This window comes from Amycolatopsis azurea DSM 43854 (assembly GCF_001995215.1).
Taxonomy (GTDB): domain Bacteria; phylum Actinomycetota; class Actinomycetes; order Mycobacteriales; family Pseudonocardiaceae; genus Amycolatopsis; species Amycolatopsis azurea.
In genome coordinates, this window is sequence record NZ_MUXN01000020.1 from 153,928 (window position 1) to 173,060 (window position 19,133).

A 19,133-nucleotide genomic window follows, 5' to 3' on the forward strand; every position below is an offset into this window, starting at 1 on the left:
TTTCTAGTGCATGAGCGGACTCGAACTGAACGAAGTCTTCGTGGGGCGGCCGTCCGTGCTCGGGACGAAACGTGATGTCCCGGTGTACAGCGCGATCTCGAAATCACGGGTGGAGGCGCCCTTCCTGGAACTCGGCGAGATCAATCTGACCGGGGACGACCAGGCGGACCGCACGGTTCACGGCGGCGTCGACAAAGCGGTTTACGTCTATCCGGCCGCGCACTACGCGGCCTGGTCGGAGCAAGGTTTCGAGACGGTGGCCGGCGATTTCGGGGAGAACCTGTCGGTCGGCGGCGCGGACGAGTTCGAGGTGCGGATCGGCGATGTCTGGTCCTGGGGCGAGGCCCTGGTCCAGGTCTCGCAGCCGCGGACGCCGTGTTTCAAGCTCGCGATGAAGACCGGCCGCAAGGACGTCATCCCGGCGATGATCGATTCCGGCCGCAGCGGCTGGTACCTGCGGGTGCTCCGGACCGGTCAGGTGCCGACGTCGGGGCGGATGACGCTGGAAGAGCGCGATCCGGCGAATCCGACGATCGCCGAGGTGTACGTCGCGTCGTTCACCAACGTCGCCCGGCTGGACGAAGAGCGCGGTGTCGCGTACTGGGCGCTGCTGGACCGGGTGCTCGCGACGCCGGCGCTTTCCCGGCAGTACCGTGACGGCCTGGAATCGGCGAAACGGCGGAAAGAGGAACGGAATGCCGGTTGACGGCCGGGTGGCCCGAGGCGACGCGACGAGGCGGATCGTGCTCCGGCGCGCCGTGGACATCGCGTCCGTCGAAGGGCTCGACGGGCTGTCCCTCGGCAGGCTCGCCACCGAACTGGAACTGAGCAAATCCGGGGTGTTCGCGTTGTTCGGTTCCAAGGAGGAACTGCAGCTCGCGACCGTCGAGACGGCGAGCGCGATCTTCGCGGAGAACGTCGTCGAGCCGACGCTGAAGGTCGAGCCGGGGATCGCCCGGCTGCGCGCGCTGTGCGCGAACTGGCTGGATTACTCGGAACGCCGGGTGTTCCCGGGCGGCTGCTTCTTCTTCAACACCGGTGCCGAATTCGACGCGCGGACCGGCCGGGTCCACGACGCCGTCGCCAAGGTGAGCCGAGCCTTCGCCCAGTTCATCCGCTCGACCGCCGTCGAAGCGCGGAAGCTGGGAGACCTCCGCGCGTCCGTCGACGTGGAGCGGCTGGCCTTCGAACTGCACGCACTCGGCCGGGCCGCGAACGCCGATTCGGTGATGTTCGGCGGCACGGAGCCCTACGCGCTGGCCCGTGCCGCCATCACCGAACGTCTCGACTACTCCCAGTCGACCTGAGTGGACCGGTAGAAGTCGATGCCCTGCTGAACCCAGCGAGGGCTCTGCTTCGCCAGCCGGAGCCGATAGGCGTCCCAGGTCCGGGAATCCTTCGGTGACCAGCCGATCTCGGCGTAACCCGGCAACCTCGGGAACGCCATGAACTCGATGTGCTCACTGGTCACGAGCGTTTCCGACCACAGCGGCGCCTCGACGCCGATGACGTTCTGTTCCGTCACGCCCTGCAGGTACGTGGCCGGATCCCAGTCGTATCCGGTCTTGACCTCGATGAACCCGGCCCAGCTCAGCCCGAGCGGCGTCTGCGGGTGGTACTTCATGTCCATGTAGGCCTTGTTGGCGGGCGACATGAGGATCTTGTTGCCCCTGGCCGCGGCTGCGGCGACGTTCGCGTCCGTGCCGGTCGTGCCCCAGAACTGCGGGACGGCCGAAAGCGGCGGGTTCGTCTTGGCGATGTCGTGCCAGCCGGTGATCTGCTTGCCGTACTTCGCGACGATCGGCTGCACCTTCTTGGCGAAGGTCTGGTAGTCCTCCGGGGTGGTCGCGTGCGCCTCGTCGCCACCGATGTTGAGGTACTTCCCGGGGGTGATCGCCGCCAGTTCGCGCAGGACGTCGTCGACGAACGTGTAGGTGATGTCCTTGTTGATGCACAGCGAGCTGTAGCCGACCTCGATGTCCGTGCGCGCCGGAATCGGCTTGCCGTCGCAGTTCAGCTCGGCGTAGGAGTGCTGCGCCGCGTTGGTGTGTCCCGGCATGTCGATCTCGGGAACGATCGTGATGTGCCGCGAAGCCGCGTAGCGCACGAGGTCCGTGTACTGGTCCTGCGTGTAGTACCCGCCGGGGCCGCCGCCGACGGCGGTCAGCCCGCCCACGGTCGCCAGCTTCGGCCAGCTCTTGATCTCGATCCGCCAGCCCTGGTCGTCGCTCAGGTGCAGGTGGAGCGTGTTGATCTTGTACTGCGCGATCTGGTCGATGTAGAGCTTGACCTGCGCCGGCGTGAAGAAGTGCCGGGCGACGTCGAGCATCGCGCTGCGGTAGCCGAAGCGCGGGTAGTCGAGCACGGTGCCGCCCGAGACCACCCACGAACGCTTCTGGACGGTGGTCGCTTCGATCGCCGACGGGAACAGCTGGCGCAGCGTCTGGACGCCGGAGAACAGGCCCTTGTCGGTGTTCGCCCGCAAGCTCACGCCGGAGGACGACACCTTGAGCCGGTAGCCCTCGGTGCCGACGCGGTCGCCCGCGTGGCCGGTTTCGAGTGAGATGGCGCCGCCGCCGCGGTGGTCACTGACGACGGGCAGCCGGTAGCCGGTGGCGGGCCGGAGCAGTCCGGCCAGGTATTCGGCGACTTGTCTGCCGTCGCGGTCGGCGCGGATGACGGACGCGGGAGTGAGCCGGAAGTTCGCGCGGGGGTCGGGCTTCGCGTCGACGGGAGCGGGGACGACGTCGGTGACGGTCCGTTCGGCCTTGGTGTGCTGAGCCGCGCTCGCCGTCGCGGGCAGGCCGAACGTCACGAGACTCAGGACGGCCACGCCGAGCACGGTTGTGGACAGGCGTTTACTCATGGAGCACCTCCGGTCGGGGAACTGGAGACTCTCTGCTCATAGAGGTATAGACCAATAGGGCAAAGGGGACAACACCCGATCGGACTAGGAATCCGTACCGGTCATTGGTTCACTCGCCGCGCAGAACCGCTTTCAGGGCATCGAGAACGCTCGCGTCCTCGATCGTCGAAGGCACCTGCTCGTCGCGGCCGTCGGCGATACCGCGCATGGTCTTGCGCAGGATCTTCCCGGACCGCGTCTTCGGCAGGGCGTCCACAATGGACACGTCGCGGAACGCGGCGACCGGTCCGATGTCGCGCCGTACCAGCGCGACCAATTCGGCCTTGAGTGTTTCGGCTTCGACGTCGACCCCGGACTTCAGCACCACGAAGCCGCGCGGGAGCTGTCCCTTGAGCTGGTCGCGCACGCCGATCACCGCGCATTCGGCGACGGCGGCGTGGGACGCCAGGACCGCCTCCATCGAACCGGTCGAAAGCCGGTGGCCCGCGACGTTGATGACGTCGTCGGTGCGGCCCATGACGAACAGGTAGCCGTCCTCGTCGACGTATCCGGAGTCACCCGTCAGGTAGTGGCCTTCGTACCGCGAAAGGTACGCCTCGCGATACCGCTCGTCGTCCTGCCACAACGTCGGCAACGACCCCGGCGGGAGCGGCAGCCTGATCGCGATCGCGCCTTCCCGTCCGGCGGGAAGCGGGTCGCCCGCCTGGTCCAGGATCCGTACGTCCCAGCCCGGTACCGGTTTCGTCGCGGAACCGGGTTTGACCGGCATCGGCTCCAGCCCGCGCGGGTTCGCCGCGATCGGCCAGCCGGTCTCGGTCTGCCACCAGTGGTCGATCACCGGAACGCCGAGTTTCCCGTGCGCCCAGTGGTAGGTCTCCGGATCGAGTCGTTCCCCCGCCATGAACAACGTCTGAAACTCGCTGAGCTGGTATTTTTCGATTTCGACCGCGTCCGGGTCGACTTTCTTGATCGCGCGCAACGCCGTCGGGGCGGTGAAGAGCGCCTTGACCCCGTGGTCGGCGATGACGCGCCAGAACGCGCCCGCGTCGGGTGTGCCGACCGGCTTGCCCTCGTACATGACACTCGTGGCGCCGATCAGGAGCGGCGCGTAGACGATGTAGGAATGGCCGACGACCCAGCCGACGTCGGAAGCCGTCCACCACACGTCACCGGGCCGGATGTCGTAGATCGCGCCCATCGACCAGGCCAGCGCGACGGCGTGCCCGCCGGTGTCGCGCACGACGCCCTTCGGCTTCCCCGTGGTTCCCGAGGTGTAGAGGATGTACAGCGGGTCGGTGGCGGCGACCGGCACCGGATCGGCGGGGGAGGCCTTCGCGACCAATTCGGCCCAGTCCGCGTCGCGCTCGCCCAATTCGGCGCGAGCGCGTTCACGCTGCAGCACCACGACCTTGTCCGGCTGATGGACGGTGCCCGCGAGCGCCTCGTCGATGATCGGCTTGTACTCGACGACCCGCGTCGGCTCGATCCCGCACGACGCGGCCACGATGACCTTGGGTTTCGCGTCCTCGATCCGCGCCGCGAGCTCCTTCGGGGCGAACCCGCCGAACACCACCGAGTGCACCGCGCCGAGCCGGGCGCACGCGAGCATCGCGATCGCGGCCTCGGGGACCATCGGCATGTACACGATGACACGGTCGCCCTTTTCGACACCGAGAGCGGCGAGCGCGCCGGCGAAGCGCGCGACGTCGTCCAGCAATTCCGCGTAGGTGAACCGGCGTACCGAATCGGTGACGGGGGAATCCCAGATCAGCGCGGTCTGCTCGCCGCGACCGTCCCGCACGTGCCTGTCGAGCGCGTTGAACGCCGTGTTCAGTTCCCCGTCCGGGAACCAGCGGTAGAAGGGCGCCTTCGCTACGTCGAGGGCCCGTGTCGGCGGGCGGGTCCAGTCGATAGCCCGGGCGGCTTCGAGCCAGAAACCCTCCGGGTCTTCTAGGCTCCGCTGGTACGTCTCGGCGTACATCGAAGGCTCCTTCGCGCTCGGGTACCGGACCATCATGGACTTCCGGGCGGGCTCATGCCCGGTGGTAACGGCGAGGAGACGCCCGCGACAACCCGGCAACCCCGCGAGGGCATGAGGCGTCCTAAGCTGAACCAGGAAAAAACCGCCGGAAACGGCCTCGACGAGCTAGGGGAGCAGGGTCCATGGGACTAGCGAGCGCGCTGCTGTCGTTCGCGCACAGCCTGTTCGGACCGGGGATCTGGCCCGGGGACTGGGTGTGGGCGACGAGCACCGCGGGAGCGCTGGTCGCGCTGCTGCCCGCGCTGGGAGCGATGGTCGTCGCGATCATCCGCAAAGGCACCGGCAACCGCTACGACGTGGTGACCCTGTCCGTCTTCGGCGGGATCGGCGTGGTCGCCGTCTTCCTGCTGCCGTGGCTGCTGGCCACCGGTGTTTCGCAGACCTACCAGGAAGCCGCCTCGTCGAAAACTGGCGGTCAGTCCGGTTTTTCCGGCAGTGACCTGGCGACTTTCAACAGCGAGTACAACCCGCTGGTCGGCGCGCAGAGCGAGTACCTCGGGCGCGGCCAGAACGTGTACGAGGTCCTGTTCTATCCGAACGGGATGCAGCTGGGCTACATCTTCTACCTGATCCTGCTGGTCGGTCTGCCCGCGCTGTCCCTGCTGTTCGTCATGCTGCAGGCACGGACCGCGTTCCGCCGCGGCCCGAAGTGGCCTTCGCGCTTCTTCTGGATCCCGTTCGTGCTGATGGTGATCGCCAGCGTCGGCATGGGCGCGAACACCGCCGTGCACTTCTGGCTCGGCTTCCTGCCGCTCAGCGTGCTGGGCCTGATCCCGGTCGCGCTGGTCGGCCCGCCGCCGTGGTCGGTGATCAACCGGCCGGACCCGCAGCCTCGGCAGAAGATCGAGCCGTACCGCCCCGAGCCGCCCGCCCCGAAGCCGCAGCAGCAGCTGCCGCCCCCGCCGCAGAAGCAGTACCCGGCGACCGCGCTGGCGCAGGCGCCCGAACCGCCCGGGCTGGCCGCTGTACCGGGCCCGGTCCCGGCGCCCCCGGGCTCCCGCAACTCCGGCGGCAGCCGCTACAAACGGGTCCGGCGGCTCGGCCACGGCGGTTTCGGCACCGTGTGGGAAGCGGTCGACACGCAGCTCAACCGCACTGTCGCGCTGAAGATCGCGCACGCGCCGGACCGGGACACCGAAGAGCGCATGCAGCGCGAGGCCAGGGCGCTGGCCGTGGTGAACCACCCCAACTGCGTCAAGGTGTACGACCTCGCCGAGGAGCCCGACGGGCTCGCGCTGGTCATGGAGTACCTCGAAGGGCGCTCGCTGTCCGAGATCGTCGACTCGCAGGGCCCGCTCGACGACATCGCCGCCGGACGGCTCTGGTCGACCATGGCCGGCGCGCTCGCCGCGGCGCACGAGAAGGGCGTGCTGCACCGCGACCTGAAGCCGTCGAACATCATCCTCGACCGCAACGGGCTCGCCCACCTGATCGACTTCGGCATCGCCCGCAGCCAGGGCGACTCGAAGATGACCGCGACCGGGATGATGATCGGCACGCCGGACTTCGTCGCCCCCGAGCAGGCGATGGGCTCCCCGGCGAGCCCGGCGTCGGACGCCTGGCAGCTCGCCGCGACGGTCAGCTACGCGTTGTCAGGCCAGCCTCCGCGCGGCACCCGGGAGACCCCGATGGCCGCGCTGATGGCCGCCGCCCGCGCCGAACCGGTGTCGAAGCTGCCGAACCGCAGCGCGCACGCCCGGATCCTCATCGCGTCGCTCGACCAGGAACCGCGCCGCCGCCCGACGCTCACCGCCGTGCGGCGCGATGTCGAGGGCTGGCTCGCGCGGGCGGGCAAGTCGCCGGACGGCCCGGTGACCCAGATCGTGCCGCGCCGCCCTCCGCAGCAGCCCCAGCCCCGCCAGCAGCAGCCGCAGCCCCAGCGTCCCCCGCGCTGACCTGCGCAAAGAGAGCAAGGGACCTTTGCTGTCGTTAGTTAGTGTGCTAACGAACGCTAGCAAAGGTCCCTTGCTCTCCCTCAGTCGACGACGACCCAGGTCCCGTCGCGCCACGCCATGGTGAACGTCTTGGGCTCGGCCGCCATCATCGCGATCTGCGGCGCGATCGCGGACGGCGGGACGACGACCTTGTCCGCCCCCTTGCTCTGCACCTTGGCCGGGTCGACGCGGGTGGCCTTCAGTTTTTTGAAGTCGTCCTCCGAGAGCATCCCGAACTGCATCGGGGTGAGGCTCCGGCACTCCTTCATCCCGCCGTCGAACGCCGGCGCGGTGATCCGGCAAACGGTGTCGAGGTCCTTGTTGCCCAGCGCGTGGTGATACTCCTCCATCACGCTCGCCGCCCCGGCCGGACTGTGCGCCACCGCACCGCCGGTGGCGGGTTTCGTCGCCTCCGAGACGGTCGCCGCTGTCGCCGAAGGCCGCGAAGCGCTGGGCGGAGCCGAGCTGCTGGCCGGCGCCTCCGAGGTGCTCGGAACGGCCGAAGTCTGCGGCGACGCGGTTCCCGGCGTCTGCTCTTCGCAGCCCGCGATCAAGAACAACGCCGCGGCCGCGCAGGCCGCTCCGAGCGGTCGGATCGTCATGATGCCCCCTGTCGAGATCCTGTTGACCAGGGCAGAGTAACAACTCTCGTTCAAGTGTCACACTTGAAACGGGAAATCAGTGCTCCCCGGTGATCAGCGCCAGCATCGACACGGACAGGACGAGCCGGGCGGAGACGCAGGTGCGGCTCATCGCTTCCTTCTTCTTGCCGATGAAGTCGACTTGCAGCACCTGCCCGTTGCCGAGCTGAACGCTCAGCGCGCAGGTCTCGGCGGTCTGCTCGTACCTCGCCTTCAGCGACCCGAACTTCTCGTTCCGCACCTCCGCGCCGGCTTTCGGCGGCAAGGCTTCGAGGCCGCCGACGCCGTTCGTGTACATCCCGACGACCTTCGCGTACGGAACCTCGTGAGTGCAGGTCGGCCCAAGCGAGGTCTCGCCCTTCTGCGCGCCTTCGCGGCCGGCGTTGACCCCGGCGTAGTTCGCGTGGGTGAACTTGACGATCTCGCAGATGTCGGCGTTCGCCAGCGCGTCCGGGACCGGTTCCTGAACGGTGCCGCTCGCCGGTGTCCCGCCGGCGAGCGGCACGAACTTCTTCACCACCACTTCGGCGACCTTCTTCGCCAGTTCGCAGTGCTCCGCGCGATTCCCCGCTTCGTCGCTGTCGACGTCGTAGGCGTCGACAGCGATCGAGGCATAGGCGCGGACGTCCATGTTCACCGAGCAGAACGTCACCGGCTCCGGGTCGAAGGCGTACTTCCGGCCCTTGATCCCGGCGATCTCCACCGGCTCCATCACCGCCGAATCCTGCGTGATCCAGCTGTACGGGCTGTAGGCGTGCACCTGCGCGCCCTTGTTGTTCGGGAACACGAACTGGCAGCCGCTGAGCACACCCTTGGTGCTCACGAGTCCGAGCGGCTGCATTTCCGGTTTGATCGATTCGAGCCAGCCGCAACCCCCCTTCGCCCTGTGTCGCGGGCAGGGCCAGTGGCTGGTCGAGCACCTGATCACTGAATCCCGACCCGTCCGCGGGCGGCTGGTACCGCGGATACTTCGCATCGCTCGCACCCGGCGCCGAACCTTCGCGGAAGGCCTTGCCGTCGACGGCGCTGGAACATCCGGTGAGCAGCAGAGCGACAGCCATCAAATACGGCCAACGAGACATGACGACCCCCAGTAGTCCTCAATTCGGACGGGAGTCTAAGCCGGTTTCCGCCGTCTCGCCGGGGCTTGGGTCAACCGATCGTGGTCACTTCCAGGACGGAAGCCACAGCTCGGCGTTCCAGTGCTCGTTGGTGATCGCGTTGCCGTTGAGGATCGGCCACAACCAGGCGAAGTTGGCCACGACGAGACCCACGTAGAGGGCGACGACGAGCATACCGGTGCCCCGCCGTTCGAATCCGCGTTTCGCGCTGCCGAGGATCTGGCCGAGGATCAAGGTCAACCCGAGTGCCAGGAACGGCGCCAGCGGCGTCGCGTAGAAGTAGTACATCTGGCGGTCGAGGTTGGTGAACCAGGGCAGGTACCCGGCGAGGTAGCCGACGAGCACGGCGGCGTAGCGCCAGTCCGCGCGGAAGAACGACCGCCACGCGCTCCAGCCGAGCATCGGCAGGGCCAGCCACCACATCGCCGGCGTGCCGATCAGCATCGTCGCCCGGACGCAGGTCGACTCGCCGCAGCCGGTCGCCTCGGTGCCGCCCGCGTACGCGTAGAGCATCGGCCGCAGCCCCATCGGCCAGGTCCACGGCTTCGACTCCCACGGATGCGGCTTGTCCTTGGGCGTCACCAGGTTCGCGTGGAAGTCGAGGACGTTCATCGAGTAGTTGCCCAGCGACCGCAACGCGGGCGGCATCCAGGACCAGAAACCGGGATCGATGTCCTTGATCGCGACCAGATTGCGGTCGGTCGCGGTCTCGCTCGCGAACCAGGCCCAGTAGCAGGCGAGGTACACCAAGATCGGGATGACGACGATCGCCCACAGCGCGGGCAGCACGTCGCGGCGCAGCGTGCCGACCCAGGGCCGCTGCACCCCGGCGGCGCGGCGCGCGGCCACGTCGAAGAAGACGGTGAGCAGCCCGAACGCGGCGATGTAGTACAGCGCCGACCACTTGACGCCGAAGGTCAGCCCGATCATCAGGCCACCGGCGAACCGCCACCACCGGAAACCCAGCTTCGGGCCGAACCGGGACTCGTCGATCCAGCCTTCGCGGACGGCCACGGCGAGCCGTTGCCGGACCTGGTCCCGGTCGGCGAGCACGCAGGCGAACGCGGCGAGCACGAACAACGCGATGAAGATGTCGAGCATGCCCATGCGTGACTGCAAGTGCAGGACGCCGTCGCTGATCACCAGGATCCCGGCGACCGCGCCGAGCAGCGTCGACCGGGTGAGCCGCCGGGCGATCCGGATGGTGAGGAACACGATCAGCGTGCCCGCCAGCGCCGGCATGATCCGCCAGCCCCAGGCGTTGTAGCCGAACAGCCACTCGCCGATCGCGATGAGGTGCTTCGCCAGGGGCGGGTGGACGATCAGCTCGTAGCCGTAGTTGTCTTCGTAACCGCCGTTGCGCAGCATCTGCCACGCCTGCGGGACGTAGTGCTTCTCGTCGAAGACCGGGGTGCCCTTGTCCGTGGGCGTGCCCAGGTTCTGGATCCGGACGATGCCGCCGACGAGTGTCAGCACCAGCGTGACGACCCAGCCGCGTAGGCGGTCGGTCGGCATGCCGCGGCCGAGGAGGGTGGCCTCCCGGTCGTTCGGTGGCCGGAGCGCGTCGACCGGATCCGGCCGCACGCTCTCGTTGTCCCGGGTCAGCAGTGCGGTCACGGGGCATGATCCTACGGGCGGAAGAGTGAACTCGGTGTCCGGATGTGCGAACCGGTTAACCTTCGGGAATGACCGAAGGACGCCTCGTGCTGGCAGCCACCCCGCTCGGAGACGTCCGTGACGCTTCGCCGCGCCTGTCCGAAGCCCTCGCGACCGCCGACGTGATCGCCGCCGAAGACACCCGGCGCCTGCGCTCCCTGACCGCCGCCCTCGATGTTTCGCCGGTCGGACGCGTCGTCAGCTTCTACGAGGACGTCGAGACGGCCCGCCTGCCGAAACTTCTCGAATCGCTCCGATCAGGCGAAACCGTGGTCCTCGTGACCGACGCGGGAATGCCGAGCGTCTCCGATCCCGGATTCCGGCTGGTGGCGGCCTGCGTCGAGGCCGAGGTGCCGGTGACCTGCCTCCCCGGTCCGTCGGCGGTGACCACGGCGCTGGCGCTGTCCGGTCTGCCCTGTGACCGTTTCTGTTTCGAAGGGTTCGCTCCGCGCAAACCCGGCGAACGCGCGAAGTGGCTCGGTTCGCTGAAGGACGAGCCCCGCACGGCCGTGTTCTTCGAATCCCCGCATCGTCTCGCGAGCACGCTCGCCGATGCCGCCGAAGTCCTGGGAGCCGATCGCCGTGCCGCCGTCTGCCGTGAGCTGACCAAAACCTACGAAGAGGTCAAACGCGGAAATCTGCCGGATCTGGCCGCTTGGGCCGCAGAGGGGGTCAAGGGCGAGATCACGGTCGTCCTGGCAGGTGCGCCGCCGCGCTCGGTGAGTGTCGCGGACCTGGTTTCGGAGGTCTCGTCACGCGTCGAGGCAGGCGAACGGCTCAAATCCGCCGCCGCCGAAGTCGCCGAGGCCGCGGGAGTGTCGAAGAAGGAGCTCTACGACGCCGTGCTGGCGTCCCGTAGGAGCTAGGAAAGCAAGGCCGTCGCGGCCGCGTGCGCCTTCGCGGCATCGGGCTCGGCGCCGGTGATGACGTCGGTGTAGATGAAGGACTCACCGATCCGCACCAGCAGGTAGGCCAAGTCCTCGACCGGCAGGGGCGGGGTGAGCCGTCCGGCCGCGACCTCTTCGTCCAGGAACTCGCGCATCTTCGCGATCGCGCGGCTCTGCACCACGCTGGCCTTCGTCGTCAGGATCCGCAGGGCCCGCTCGGGCTCGTTGCGCAGGAACTCCCGGAACGGTTTCGAGTCGTTCACGGTCCGGACGAAGGTGCCGACGAGCTCCGCGATCCCCTTCGCGCCGCGTCCGAGCTTGCCGGAAGCCCTCGCCTCGAAGACCTCCACGGTCATCGACCACAGGATCTCGCCGAGCAGCTGATCCCGGCCGCCGACCCAGCGGTGCAGCGTGGCCCGGCTGATCCCGAGCTCGCCCGCGAGCTCGCCCATGTCCACCCGGCGCCCCTCCAGGAACCAGGCGCGCGCGACCGTGAACGCGCGCAGGGCGTCCGGGCGCGGCGAAGTCAACTGGCGTTCGAGTGCGGTTTCGATGAGTGAAACATATCACGCGACGTCTCATGGATGAGACATATGCAAGAATGTCTCATCTCGATGAGGAGGATGCGGATGCGCGCAGTACAGGTGACCGAATTCGGCGGACCCGAGGTGCTCAACCTCGTCGACCTGCCCGATCCCGTCCCCGAGCCGGGCCAGCTGCTGGTGGAGGTCGACCGGATCGGCCTCAACTACGCCGACACCCACCAGGCCGAGAACTCCTATCTCGCGCCGAGCAAGCTCCCGCTCGTGCCCGGCGGCGAGGTCGTCGGCCGCACCGCGGACGGCAAGCGTGTCGTTTCGCTGCTCAACGGCGGTGGCGGCTACGCCGAGCGCGCGGTGGCGAACGAGGCCACCAGCTTCGCCGTGCCCGACGGCGTCGACGACCTGACCGCGCTCTCCTTCATCGTCCAGGGCACCACCGCCTCGCTCCTGCTGCGCAAGAGCGCCCACCTCGAGCCCGGCGAATCCGTCGTCGTGCACGCGGCGGCGGGCGGGGTCGGCTCCATCGCCGTCCAGCTCGCCAAGGCCTGGGGCGCCGGCCGGGTCATCGCGACCGCGAGCAGCGACGAGAAGCGCGCCCTCGCCCTCGAACTCGGCGCCGACGTCGCCATCGATTCGCGCGCCGAGAACATGACCGACGCGCTTCGCGAGGCGAACGGCGGCAAGCGCGTCGACATCGTGCTCGACATGACCGGCGGCAGCGTCACCGACCAGAGCATCGCGGCCCTCGCGCCCTTCGGTCGGCTCGCGTTCTACGGCATGGCCAGCCGGGAGCAGCCGAAGCCGATCGAGGCCCGCAACCTTCTCGGGCACAGCACCACCGTGGCCGGGATGTGGCTGCCGCACGCCTTCAAACTCCCCGGAAACGTCTTCGGCCGTACGCTCGACGAGCTTTTCGAACTGGCGCTCGCCGGCCGGGTCCGCGCCGTCGCCGGTGGCGAGTACGCGCTTTCCGACGCGCGCGCTGCCCACGAGGCCCTGCGTTCGCGCGGCACGATGGGCAAGCTCCTGCTGGATCCCGCCAAGTAGCTCAGCCGAGCAGGCGCTCCAGTGGAGCGGATTTGTGCAGGCATTCCTGCCATTCCGCTTCGCTGTCGGAGTCGGCGGTGATCCCGCCGCCGACTCCCAGCGCGATCTCACCGTCGTGGATTTCGAAGGTTCTGATCGCGACGTTCAGTTCCAGTCCGGCGATCGGCGACGCGAGCCCGATCGCGCCCGTGTAGACACCGCGCGCTGTCGGCTCCAGTTCGGCGATCAGATCCAGCGCCCGGATCTTCGGCGCGCCCGTCACCGAACCCGGCGGGAACGTGGCCGCGAGCAGAGCCACGTCGTCGATCCCGTCGGCGAGTGTCCCCTCCACAGTGGACTCAAGATGCCAGACCCCGGGCGCGGGCCGGACCTCGAGCAGTTCGGGGACGCGCACACTGCCGGTGGCGCACACCCGGCCGAGGTCGTTGCGGACGAGGTCGGTGATCATCACGTTCTCGGCGACGTCCTTGGTGGATTCCCGCAGCCGTTGCGCGAGATGCTCGTCGGCCGCGTTCCGCCGCGGCAGGGTGCCCTTGATCGGTGTCGACCGGACCTGGCGCCCATGCCGGGCAAGGAAAAGTTCGGGGGAGAACGACACGACCGAGCCCCAGTCGCCGGCGAGGAACGCCGCCCGGCGGGCTCGCAGCCGACGCGTGCCCTCGGCGAACAACGCGATCGGATCGCCCTCGAACTTTCCGCCGAAGCGAGCGCAGATGTTCGCCTGGAACAGCTCACCGGCCTCGATCGCGTGCACGCATGCCTTGACCGCGTCGTAGTGCTCCGACGGAAGCGGCCGCGACAGCGGACCGGAACTCCAAGTCGTCGCCTCGGGGAGTTCGTCGAGCGCGGATTCGACCGCGGACACTTCGTCGACCGGATCCGGGTCTTCGTCGGGGATCAGCGCTTCGAACCACCACGAACCATCCGCGTCCAGTCGCAGCACGCGGTCGACCCAGCCCCAGACTGCCGGAGGAAGAGCGCCGGAACGGCCTGAGGGGTCGGTCAGGTCGTAACTCAGGTAACCGAACCAGCCGCCCCCGACGGCGCCGGGAACGGCGTCACGAACGACAGGCATCCGGGTGGGAATCGCGAATGCCTCGGAGACATCCCGGACAGGAGTCAGGGAAGCACTCAGCGCGATGACCGCGCGCGAAGAAAACCAGTCTCCGCAAAGCGCCGCCGGTGGCGCCAGCCCGAGCGACTCGGCGCGTACCCCAAGAGCCGTCAGCGCCCGTTCGGGTCCGACGTCCGTCCGCAGCCTCCGGCACATCAACCGCACGCGACATTGTCTCCGCCGGGGTGGGCGGAAACGCAACCGCGCCCGGCGGAAAGTGAGATCCGCGACCACACGGTGACGTCGTGCACACCCGTCGTCACGGAGTGAGTACTACAGAAGCACGTCCGAGAGCTTGAAGGGATAGACCACGGCGTCTTGGGCGATCGGACCGTCCACACCGGGCAGTCCGGTACCGAAACCGTGCTGGTGCAAGCCCAGCCGCGAGTGGAACCACCCCGGCCTTCCCGGGATTTCGTTGTGCCGGACCAGCCAGAGCACCACTTCGCTGTCCGCCCACTTGTCCGGGTGCAGGCGATTCGTCCAGCAGTCGAGCCCCGCGTAGACCAGGACGCGTTCGACGCGCGCCGCGTGGCGGACGTGTTTGATCCACGTCTTGATGAACCGGTCGTCGACGCTGGGTGCCTCCACTTCGAGCGCCGGCGCGAGCGAACCGGGTGCGAACGCGCCGAGCGCGCTCGCCGTCCGCACGAAATGGTCGGCCTGGTCGTGAACAGCGCCAGGACGTGCGTAATGCCGAGCGCCGGTGTGGATGCCGACGTGCTGCGCGCCGGCCAGATTGCGTTCCGCGGCGGCGTCCCGCCAGTTGGTGTTCTCGCTGACCGTGACCGAGGCGAACCGGATGTCGGCGCCACGTACCGCCGCCCAGTCCGTCACCGTCTCACGGTGGGACAGGGTGACGCCGTGCTCACCTTCCGGATCGATCAAAGTCACCTGTCCTCGAATATCGCCCCAGTACGCCCGAAAGGTCACCTTACGTCCGCGAGGCGGCCGCAAGGTGACCTTTCGGTTCAGCGTGTCTCAGGCGTTTTCGCGCTGGAAGGTCCGTGAGCCCCACCAGATGGCCAGAACCGCCATGACCAGCACTACGACGCTCCCGGTGAACAACGCGTCCATCGAGAAGTCGCCACGGAAACTGTTCCGCTCGACATCCACCACGTGCCGGAACGGATTGATCCGGGAAATCGTGTACAGCCAGCCCGGCGCCGAGCCCGCGGTGATCGGGATCAGGATTCCGGACAGCAGCAACAACGGCAAGAGAACAGCGTTGAGCAAAGCCGGGAAGGTGTCTTCGCTCTTGAGGGTCAGCGCCAGCGCGTACGAGCACGACGCCAACGTGATCGACAGAAGGAAAACGATCACCAAGCTGAGCACGACACCGCCGAACGGCGCGTTCAGGTCGAAGACCAGATACGCCAGCGCGATGATGAGCAACGCCTGGACGACGGCCTGCAACGCGTTGGCGAACACCTTGCCCAGCAACAGCGCCACCCGACTCACCGGTGTGACCCGCATCCGCTCGACCACGCCCGAACGGAATTCCGCGAGCAGGCCGAACCCGACGAAGGAACTGCCGAACAACGCGAGCTGCGCGATGATCGCCGGGGTGAAGATCATCCAGCCGTCCACATCGGACAGCCCTTGCGCGTTGAGCGACTTCACCAGAAGCGGTCCGAAGAAGAACAAGTACAGCAACGGCTGCATGATGCCGATCGCCAGCCACGTCGGGTTTCGCAACGCCGCGAGCATGTCCCGGCGGAAGATCAACCAAGTGTCATGCAACATGCGTTGCCTCCTTCTCCGGCGAGCCGTCGACCGGCGCGCCCTCTTCGGCGTCGCGCAGGCTCCGGCCCGTCAGGGTCAGGAAAACGTCGTCGAGCGTCGGCCGGTGCACCTGCATGGACGCCATCGCGATGCCCCGCGCGTCCAGCGCCCGCAGCAGGTCGGGCATCGCGGTGTCTCCGCGCGGCACGCGGAAACGCACCGTGCCGTCGGTGACGGTCATCTCGTGCGCCCCTTCGAGGCGGCCCGCGACTTCCGCGGTCTCCGCCGCCGATTCCGGTGAGACCCCGAGGACGACACTGTCGCCGGAAACCCTCGCCTTCAGCGAATCCGGTGTGCCTTCGGCGACGATCTTCCCGTCGTCGATGACGATCAGCCGGTCGGAGAGCGCGTCGGCCTCGTCGAGGTAATGCGTGGTCAGGAAGACCGTGACTCCTTGCTCGTCTCGCAGCCTGCGGATGTGCTCCCACAGGTTCGCCCGGCTCTGCGGGTCGAGTCCCGTCGACGGTTCGTCGAGGAAGACGAGCCCGGGCGAGTGGATCAGCCCGAGCGCGATGTCGAGCCGCCGGCGCTGCCCGCCGGACAGGGTCGCGGTCGTCCTCTGTTCGAGCCCGGCGAGGTCCAGCTGCTCGGCTAGGACGGACCCGCGTGCGAGCGCGTCCGCCTTGCTCATCCGGTACAGCCGTCCCTGGAACTCGATCTCCTCGACGACCTTGCTCGCCGGTGCGGTGCCGCCGCCCTGGGCGACGTACCCGATTCGCCGACGCACCCCCAGCGGGTCGGCGAGCAGGTCGCAGCCGCCCACCGTCGCCTCACCGGCGGTGGGCTTGAGGAGCGTCGTCAGCATGCGCAGGGTCGTGGTCTTCCCCGCGCCGTTCGGTCCCAGGAAGCCGACCAGTTCCCCGGCCGACACGTCGAGGTCGACGCCCTTGACCGCGTGGACCTCGCCCCCATTGCGACCCTTGCGGCGGAAACGCCGCTCAAGGCCGCGTGCCTTGATCATGTCTACTCCCTTCCGATGCCCAGCTAGTCAAACTTGACTAGCTGACGGACGCACTGTGCCCTAGGAGTCGCTCCGTGGTCAAATTTGATTACTTGGGCGGTGCGCCGAACACGGCCACGTCGTCGCCTTCGCCGGCCATCACGTACTCGCCGGCTTCCAGACGACCGATCAGATCCCTCATCCAGGACACGTTCGCCTCCGCGTGCACGCTCCACAGGCGGTACAGCTCGCTCACGTGCGGCGGCTTCCCCAGATCGACGGCGTGCTCGCGGGCGTAGTGGGTCGACTGGGCATGCGCTTCCATGTTCGCCAGCTGCTGTTTCAGCAAGGCCAGCACCTGCGGGCGGGGAAGGGTCGGCATGAACGTGATCGCCGCTGACAGCGAGTACCCGGTCGCGTCGTCGCTCGACAACGCCCTGCCGAGCTGTACGACGAATTCGGTTTCGCCGTCTTCGGTCAGCCTGTACGCGACCCTGCCGGGTCCACTGCCCGCTTCGGCGTCCTCGACCTGCTCCAGGAGACCGTCGGCTGACATCTTCTTCAGCGCGTGATAGATCGAACCCGGCTGGACATTGCCCCATTTGTCGGCCGCCCACGAGAGGAGCTCGCGCCGGACCTGGTAGCCGTGTGCCTTCCCGTACATGCGCACGACACCCAGCACCAGCAGACGCGTGGCGGACACCGAGGCCTCCGATCCTCTCCCGGACAACAATGCCTTAGACGACGTCCGTAGGCTAAACAAGCATGAGCACCCCAGTGTTGACTGCGGTGGCCTGGCCCTATGCCAACGGCCCCCGCCACATCGGCCACGTGTCCGGATTCGGCGTCCCGTCCGACGTCTTCTCCCGCTACCAGCGAATGGCCGGCAACCGGGTGCTCATGGTGTCCGGTACCGACGAACACGGCACCCCGATCACCGTCCAGGCCGACAAGGAAGGCCTCACCTCCCAGCAGACGGCCGACAAGTACACCCGTCAGATCGGCCAGGACCTGCAGGGACTCGGTCTCACCTACGACCTGTTCACCCGCACCACCACGGGTAACCACGCCGACGTCACGCAGCAGATCTTCCTCGCGCTGCACCGCAACGGCTACGTCGTCCCCAAGACGACCCGGGGCGCGATCAGCCCCTCGACCGGCCGCACCCTGCCCGACCGCTACATCGAGGGCACGTGCCCGATCTGCGGTTACGACGGCGCGCGCGGCGACCAGTGCGACAACTGCGGCAATCAGCTCGACGCGGCCGAACTGATCAACCCGAAGTCCCGGATCAACGGCGAAACGCCGAAGTTCGTCGAGACCGAGCACTACTTCCTCGACCTGACCGCGTTCGTCGAGACCTTGGGCAAGTGGCTGTCCAGCAAGACCGACTGGCGCCCGAACGTTCTCAACTTCACGAAGAACCTGATCGACGACATGCGGCCGCGGCCGATCACCCGTGATCTCGACTGGGGCGTGAAGATCCCGCTAGACGGCTGGCGCGACCAGCCGCTCAAGCGCTTCTACGTCTGGTTCGACGCGGTCATCGGCTACTTCTCGGCGAGCGTCGAGTGGGCGCGCCGATCCGGCAACCCGGACGCCTGGCAGGAGTGGTGGAGCAACCCGGACGCCCGCTCCTATTACTTCATGGGCAAGGACAACATCACCTTCCACGCCCAGATCTGGCCCGCCCTGCTGTTCGGTCACAACGGCGAGGGCGACCGAGGTGGCGTGCCCGGCAAGTACGGCAAGCTGCACCTGCCCGACGAGATCGTTTCCAGCGAGTTCCTCACCATGAGCGGCTCGAAGTTCTCGACGTCGCGTGGAACGGTCATCTACGTCCACGACTTCCTCCGCGAGTTCGGCCCGGACACCCTGCGGTACTTCATCTCGGTCGCGGGTCCCGAGACCCAGGACACCGACTTCACCTGGGACGAGTTCGTCCGCCGGACCAACTTCGAGCTGGCCAACGAGTGGGGCAACCTCGTCAACCGGTCCATTTCCATGGCCCACAAGAACGTCGGCGCCATCCCGCGTCCCGACGCTCCCACGGCCGCCGACGAGGAGCTCAAGGAGCTCTCCCGCAAGGCGTTCGACACCGCGGGTGCCCACCTCCAGCGGTCCCGGTTCAAGGCGGCGGCGAGCGAGGCCATGCGCGTCGTCACCGCTGCGAACCGGTACCTCTCGGACCAGGAGCCCTGGAAGCTCAAGGACGACCCCGCTCGCCGTGACAGCGTTCTGCACACCGCCCTGCAGGTCGTGTCGGACGCCAACACGCTGCTGACCCCCTTCCTGCCCCACTCGGCGCAGAAGGTGCACGAGGCCCTTGGCGGCACCGGCGTCTGGGCGGCCCAGCCCGAACTGCAGGAAGTCGAGGACCTCGACATCCCCGGCCGGATCAACCCCATCATCACCGGGGACTACAAGACCGAGCAGGCGCGCTGGAAGTCCGTGCCGATCGAGGTCGGCAAGCCGCTCGAGAAGCCGACCCCGTTGTTCGCCAAGCTGGACCCGGAACTCGGCGAGACCGGCCCCGAATGGGCACCGATCTCGAAATGA

General features: G+C 68.0%; 17 protein-coding genes. 6 read left to right on the forward strand and 11 right to left on the reverse strand.

What is annotated here, in order from left to right:
* Nucleotides 1–10: 10 nt before the first annotated feature.
* Together B0293_RS25935 and B0293_RS25940 are read left to right on the forward strand one after the other, a co-directional pair.
* Nucleotides 11–706, forward strand: coding sequence for an MOSC domain-containing protein (locus B0293_RS25935; protein WP_005155644.1), 696 nt, complete (start codon nucleotides 11–13; stop codon nucleotides 704–706).
* Nucleotides 696–1,307, forward strand: coding sequence for a TetR/AcrR family transcriptional regulator (locus tag B0293_RS25940; RefSeq protein WP_039917296.1), 612 nt, complete (start codon nucleotides 696–698; stop codon nucleotides 1,305–1,307). Before B0293_RS25935 ends, B0293_RS25940 begins: the two co-directional genes overlap by 11 nt.
* On the opposite strand, the gene B0293_RS25945 is transcribed toward B0293_RS25940, so the two are convergent.
* Nucleotides 1,289–2,866 (reverse strand): beta-N-acetylhexosaminidase, encoded by a 1,578-nt coding sequence (locus B0293_RS25945; protein ID WP_005155648.1) that lies wholly within the window; start codon nucleotides 2,864–2,866, stop codon nucleotides 1,289–1,291. The genes B0293_RS25940 and B0293_RS25945 overlap by 19 nt on opposite strands.
* 109 nt (nucleotides 2,867–2,975) lie before the next feature.
* The gene (locus B0293_RS25950; protein WP_005155649.1) at nucleotides 2,976–4,883 is read right to left on the reverse strand and encodes a propionyl-CoA synthetase; all 1,908 of its coding nucleotides are present in this window, start codon (nucleotides 4,881–4,883) and stop codon (nucleotides 2,976–2,978) included.
* Between the two features lie 146 nt (nucleotides 4,884–5,029).
* On the opposite strand from B0293_RS25950, the gene B0293_RS25955 reads away from it, so the two are divergent.
* Complete coding sequence (locus B0293_RS25955) at nucleotides 5,030–6,802, forward strand: serine/threonine-protein kinase (RefSeq protein ID WP_005155650.1); 1,773 nt, start codon at nucleotides 5,030–5,032, stop codon at nucleotides 6,800–6,802.
* A gap of 80 nt (nucleotides 6,803–6,882) precedes the next feature.
* Here B0293_RS25955 and B0293_RS44340 read toward each other — a convergent pair whose 3' ends face one another.
* The 3 genes from B0293_RS44340 to B0293_RS25975 form a co-directional block, all read right to left on the reverse strand.
* Nucleotides 6,883–7,443 (reverse strand): hypothetical protein, encoded by a 561-nt coding sequence (locus B0293_RS44340; protein WP_245191926.1) that lies wholly within the window; start codon nucleotides 7,441–7,443, stop codon nucleotides 6,883–6,885.
* Between the two features lie 76 nt (nucleotides 7,444–7,519).
* Complete coding sequence (locus tag B0293_RS25970) at nucleotides 7,520–8,323, reverse strand: hypothetical protein (RefSeq protein ID WP_039917299.1); 804 nt, start codon at nucleotides 8,321–8,323, stop codon at nucleotides 7,520–7,522.
* A gap of 325 nt (nucleotides 8,324–8,648) precedes the next feature.
* Nucleotides 8,649–10,220 carry a dolichyl-phosphate-mannose--protein mannosyltransferase gene (locus B0293_RS25975; protein ID WP_005155654.1) on the reverse strand — a complete coding sequence of 524 codons (1,572 nt, stop codon included), beginning with the start codon at nucleotides 10,218–10,220 and terminating at the stop codon, nucleotides 8,649–8,651.
* Between the two features lie 68 nt (nucleotides 10,221–10,288).
* Between B0293_RS25975 and rsmI the strand changes: the two genes are divergently transcribed.
* Nucleotides 10,289–11,125 (forward strand): 16S rRNA (cytidine(1402)-2'-O)-methyltransferase, encoded by an 837-nt coding sequence (gene rsmI / locus B0293_RS25980; protein WP_039917303.1) that lies wholly within the window; start codon nucleotides 10,289–10,291, stop codon nucleotides 11,123–11,125.
* On the opposite strand, the gene B0293_RS25985 is transcribed toward rsmI, so the two are convergent.
* Nucleotides 11,122–11,676, reverse strand: a complete 555-nt coding sequence (locus B0293_RS25985) for a QsdR family transcriptional regulator (protein WP_005155656.1) — start codon at nucleotides 11,674–11,676, stop codon at nucleotides 11,122–11,124. The genes rsmI and B0293_RS25985 overlap by 4 nt on opposite strands.
* A 99-nt stretch (nucleotides 11,677–11,775) precedes the next feature.
* On the opposite strand from B0293_RS25985, the gene B0293_RS25990 reads away from it, so the two are divergent.
* Nucleotides 11,776–12,735, forward strand: coding sequence for a quinone oxidoreductase family protein (locus B0293_RS25990; protein WP_005155657.1), 960 nt, complete (start codon nucleotides 11,776–11,778; stop codon nucleotides 12,733–12,735).
* A 1-nt stretch (nucleotide 12,736) separates the two neighbouring features.
* Here the strand turns inward: B0293_RS25990 and B0293_RS25995 are convergent, their stop codons facing one another.
* The 5 genes from B0293_RS25995 to B0293_RS26015 all read right to left on the reverse strand — a co-directional run bounded on the left by B0293_RS25995 (nucleotide 12,737) and on the right by B0293_RS26015 (nucleotide 17,277).
* Complete coding sequence (locus B0293_RS25995; RefSeq protein ID WP_005155658.1) at nucleotides 12,737–14,014, reverse strand: aminodeoxychorismate synthase component I; 1,278 nt, start codon at nucleotides 14,012–14,014, stop codon at nucleotides 12,737–12,739.
* Nucleotides 14,015–14,122: 108 nt separating this feature from the next.
* Complete coding sequence (locus B0293_RS26000) at nucleotides 14,123–14,737, reverse strand: glycoside hydrolase family 25 protein (RefSeq protein WP_039917403.1); 615 nt, start codon at nucleotides 14,735–14,737, stop codon at nucleotides 14,123–14,125.
* 93 nt (nucleotides 14,738–14,830) lie between these two features.
* On the reverse strand, nucleotides 14,831–15,595 hold the full coding sequence (locus B0293_RS26005) for an ABC transporter permease (RefSeq protein WP_005155661.1): 765 nt from the start codon (nucleotides 15,593–15,595) through the stop codon (nucleotides 14,831–14,833).
* A complete protein-coding gene (locus tag B0293_RS26010) occupies nucleotides 15,585–16,595 on the reverse strand; it encodes an ATP-binding cassette domain-containing protein (protein WP_005155662.1) in 1,011 nt (336 codons plus the stop codon). The genes B0293_RS26005 and B0293_RS26010 overlap by 11 nt, the downstream gene beginning before the upstream one ends.
* Before the next feature lie 88 nt (nucleotides 16,596–16,683).
* Entirely contained in the window at nucleotides 16,684–17,277 is a 594-nt protein-coding gene (locus tag B0293_RS26015) for a PadR family transcriptional regulator (protein WP_005155663.1), read from the reverse strand.
* A 62-nt stretch (nucleotides 17,278–17,339) separates the two neighbouring features.
* On the opposite strand from B0293_RS26015, the gene metG reads away from it, so the two are divergent.
* Entirely contained in the window at nucleotides 17,340–19,133 is a 1,794-nt protein-coding gene (gene metG, locus B0293_RS26020) for a methionine--tRNA ligase (RefSeq protein WP_077241387.1), read from the forward strand.

Bases quoted from the DNA above. Each gene is read 5' to 3' on its own strand.
- B0293_RS25935 (WP_005155644.1), top strand. From the start codon at position 11: ATGAGCGGACTCGAACTGAACGAAGTCTTCGTGGGGCGGCCGTCCGTG.
- B0293_RS25940 (WP_039917296.1), top strand. From the start codon at position 696: ATGCCGGTTGACGGCCGGGTGGCCCGAGGCGACGCGACGAGGCGGATC.
- B0293_RS25945 (WP_005155648.1), bottom strand. From the start codon at position 2,866: ATGAGTAAACGCCTGTCCACAACCGTGCTCGGCGTGGCCGTCCTGAGT.
- B0293_RS25950 (WP_005155649.1), bottom strand. From the start codon at position 4,883: ATGATGGTCCGGTACCCGAGCGCGAAGGAGCCTTCGATGTACGCCGAG.
- B0293_RS25955 (WP_005155650.1), top strand. From the start codon at position 5,030: ATGGGACTAGCGAGCGCGCTGCTGTCGTTCGCGCACAGCCTGTTCGGA.
- B0293_RS44340 (WP_245191926.1), bottom strand. From the start codon at position 7,443: ATGACGATCCGACCGCTCGGAGCGGCCTGCGCGGCCGCGGCGTTGTTC.
- B0293_RS25970 (WP_039917299.1), bottom strand. From the start codon at position 8,323: ATGCAGCCGCTCGGACTCGTGAGCACCAAGGGTGTGCTCAGCGGCTGC.
- rsmI (WP_039917303.1), top strand. From the start codon at position 10,289: ATGACCGAAGGACGCCTCGTGCTGGCAGCCACCCCGCTCGGAGACGTC.
- B0293_RS25990 (WP_005155657.1), top strand. From the start codon at position 11,776: ATGCGCGCAGTACAGGTGACCGAATTCGGCGGACCCGAGGTGCTCAAC.
- B0293_RS26005 (WP_005155661.1), bottom strand. From the start codon at position 15,595: ATGTTGCATGACACTTGGTTGATCTTCCGCCGGGACATGCTCGCGGCG.
- B0293_RS26010 (WP_005155662.1), bottom strand. From the start codon at position 16,595: ATGATCAAGGCACGCGGCCTTGAGCGGCGTTTCCGCCGCAAGGGTCGC.
- metG (WP_077241387.1), top strand. From the start codon at position 17,340: ATGAGCACCCCAGTGTTGACTGCGGTGGCCTGGCCCTATGCCAACGGC.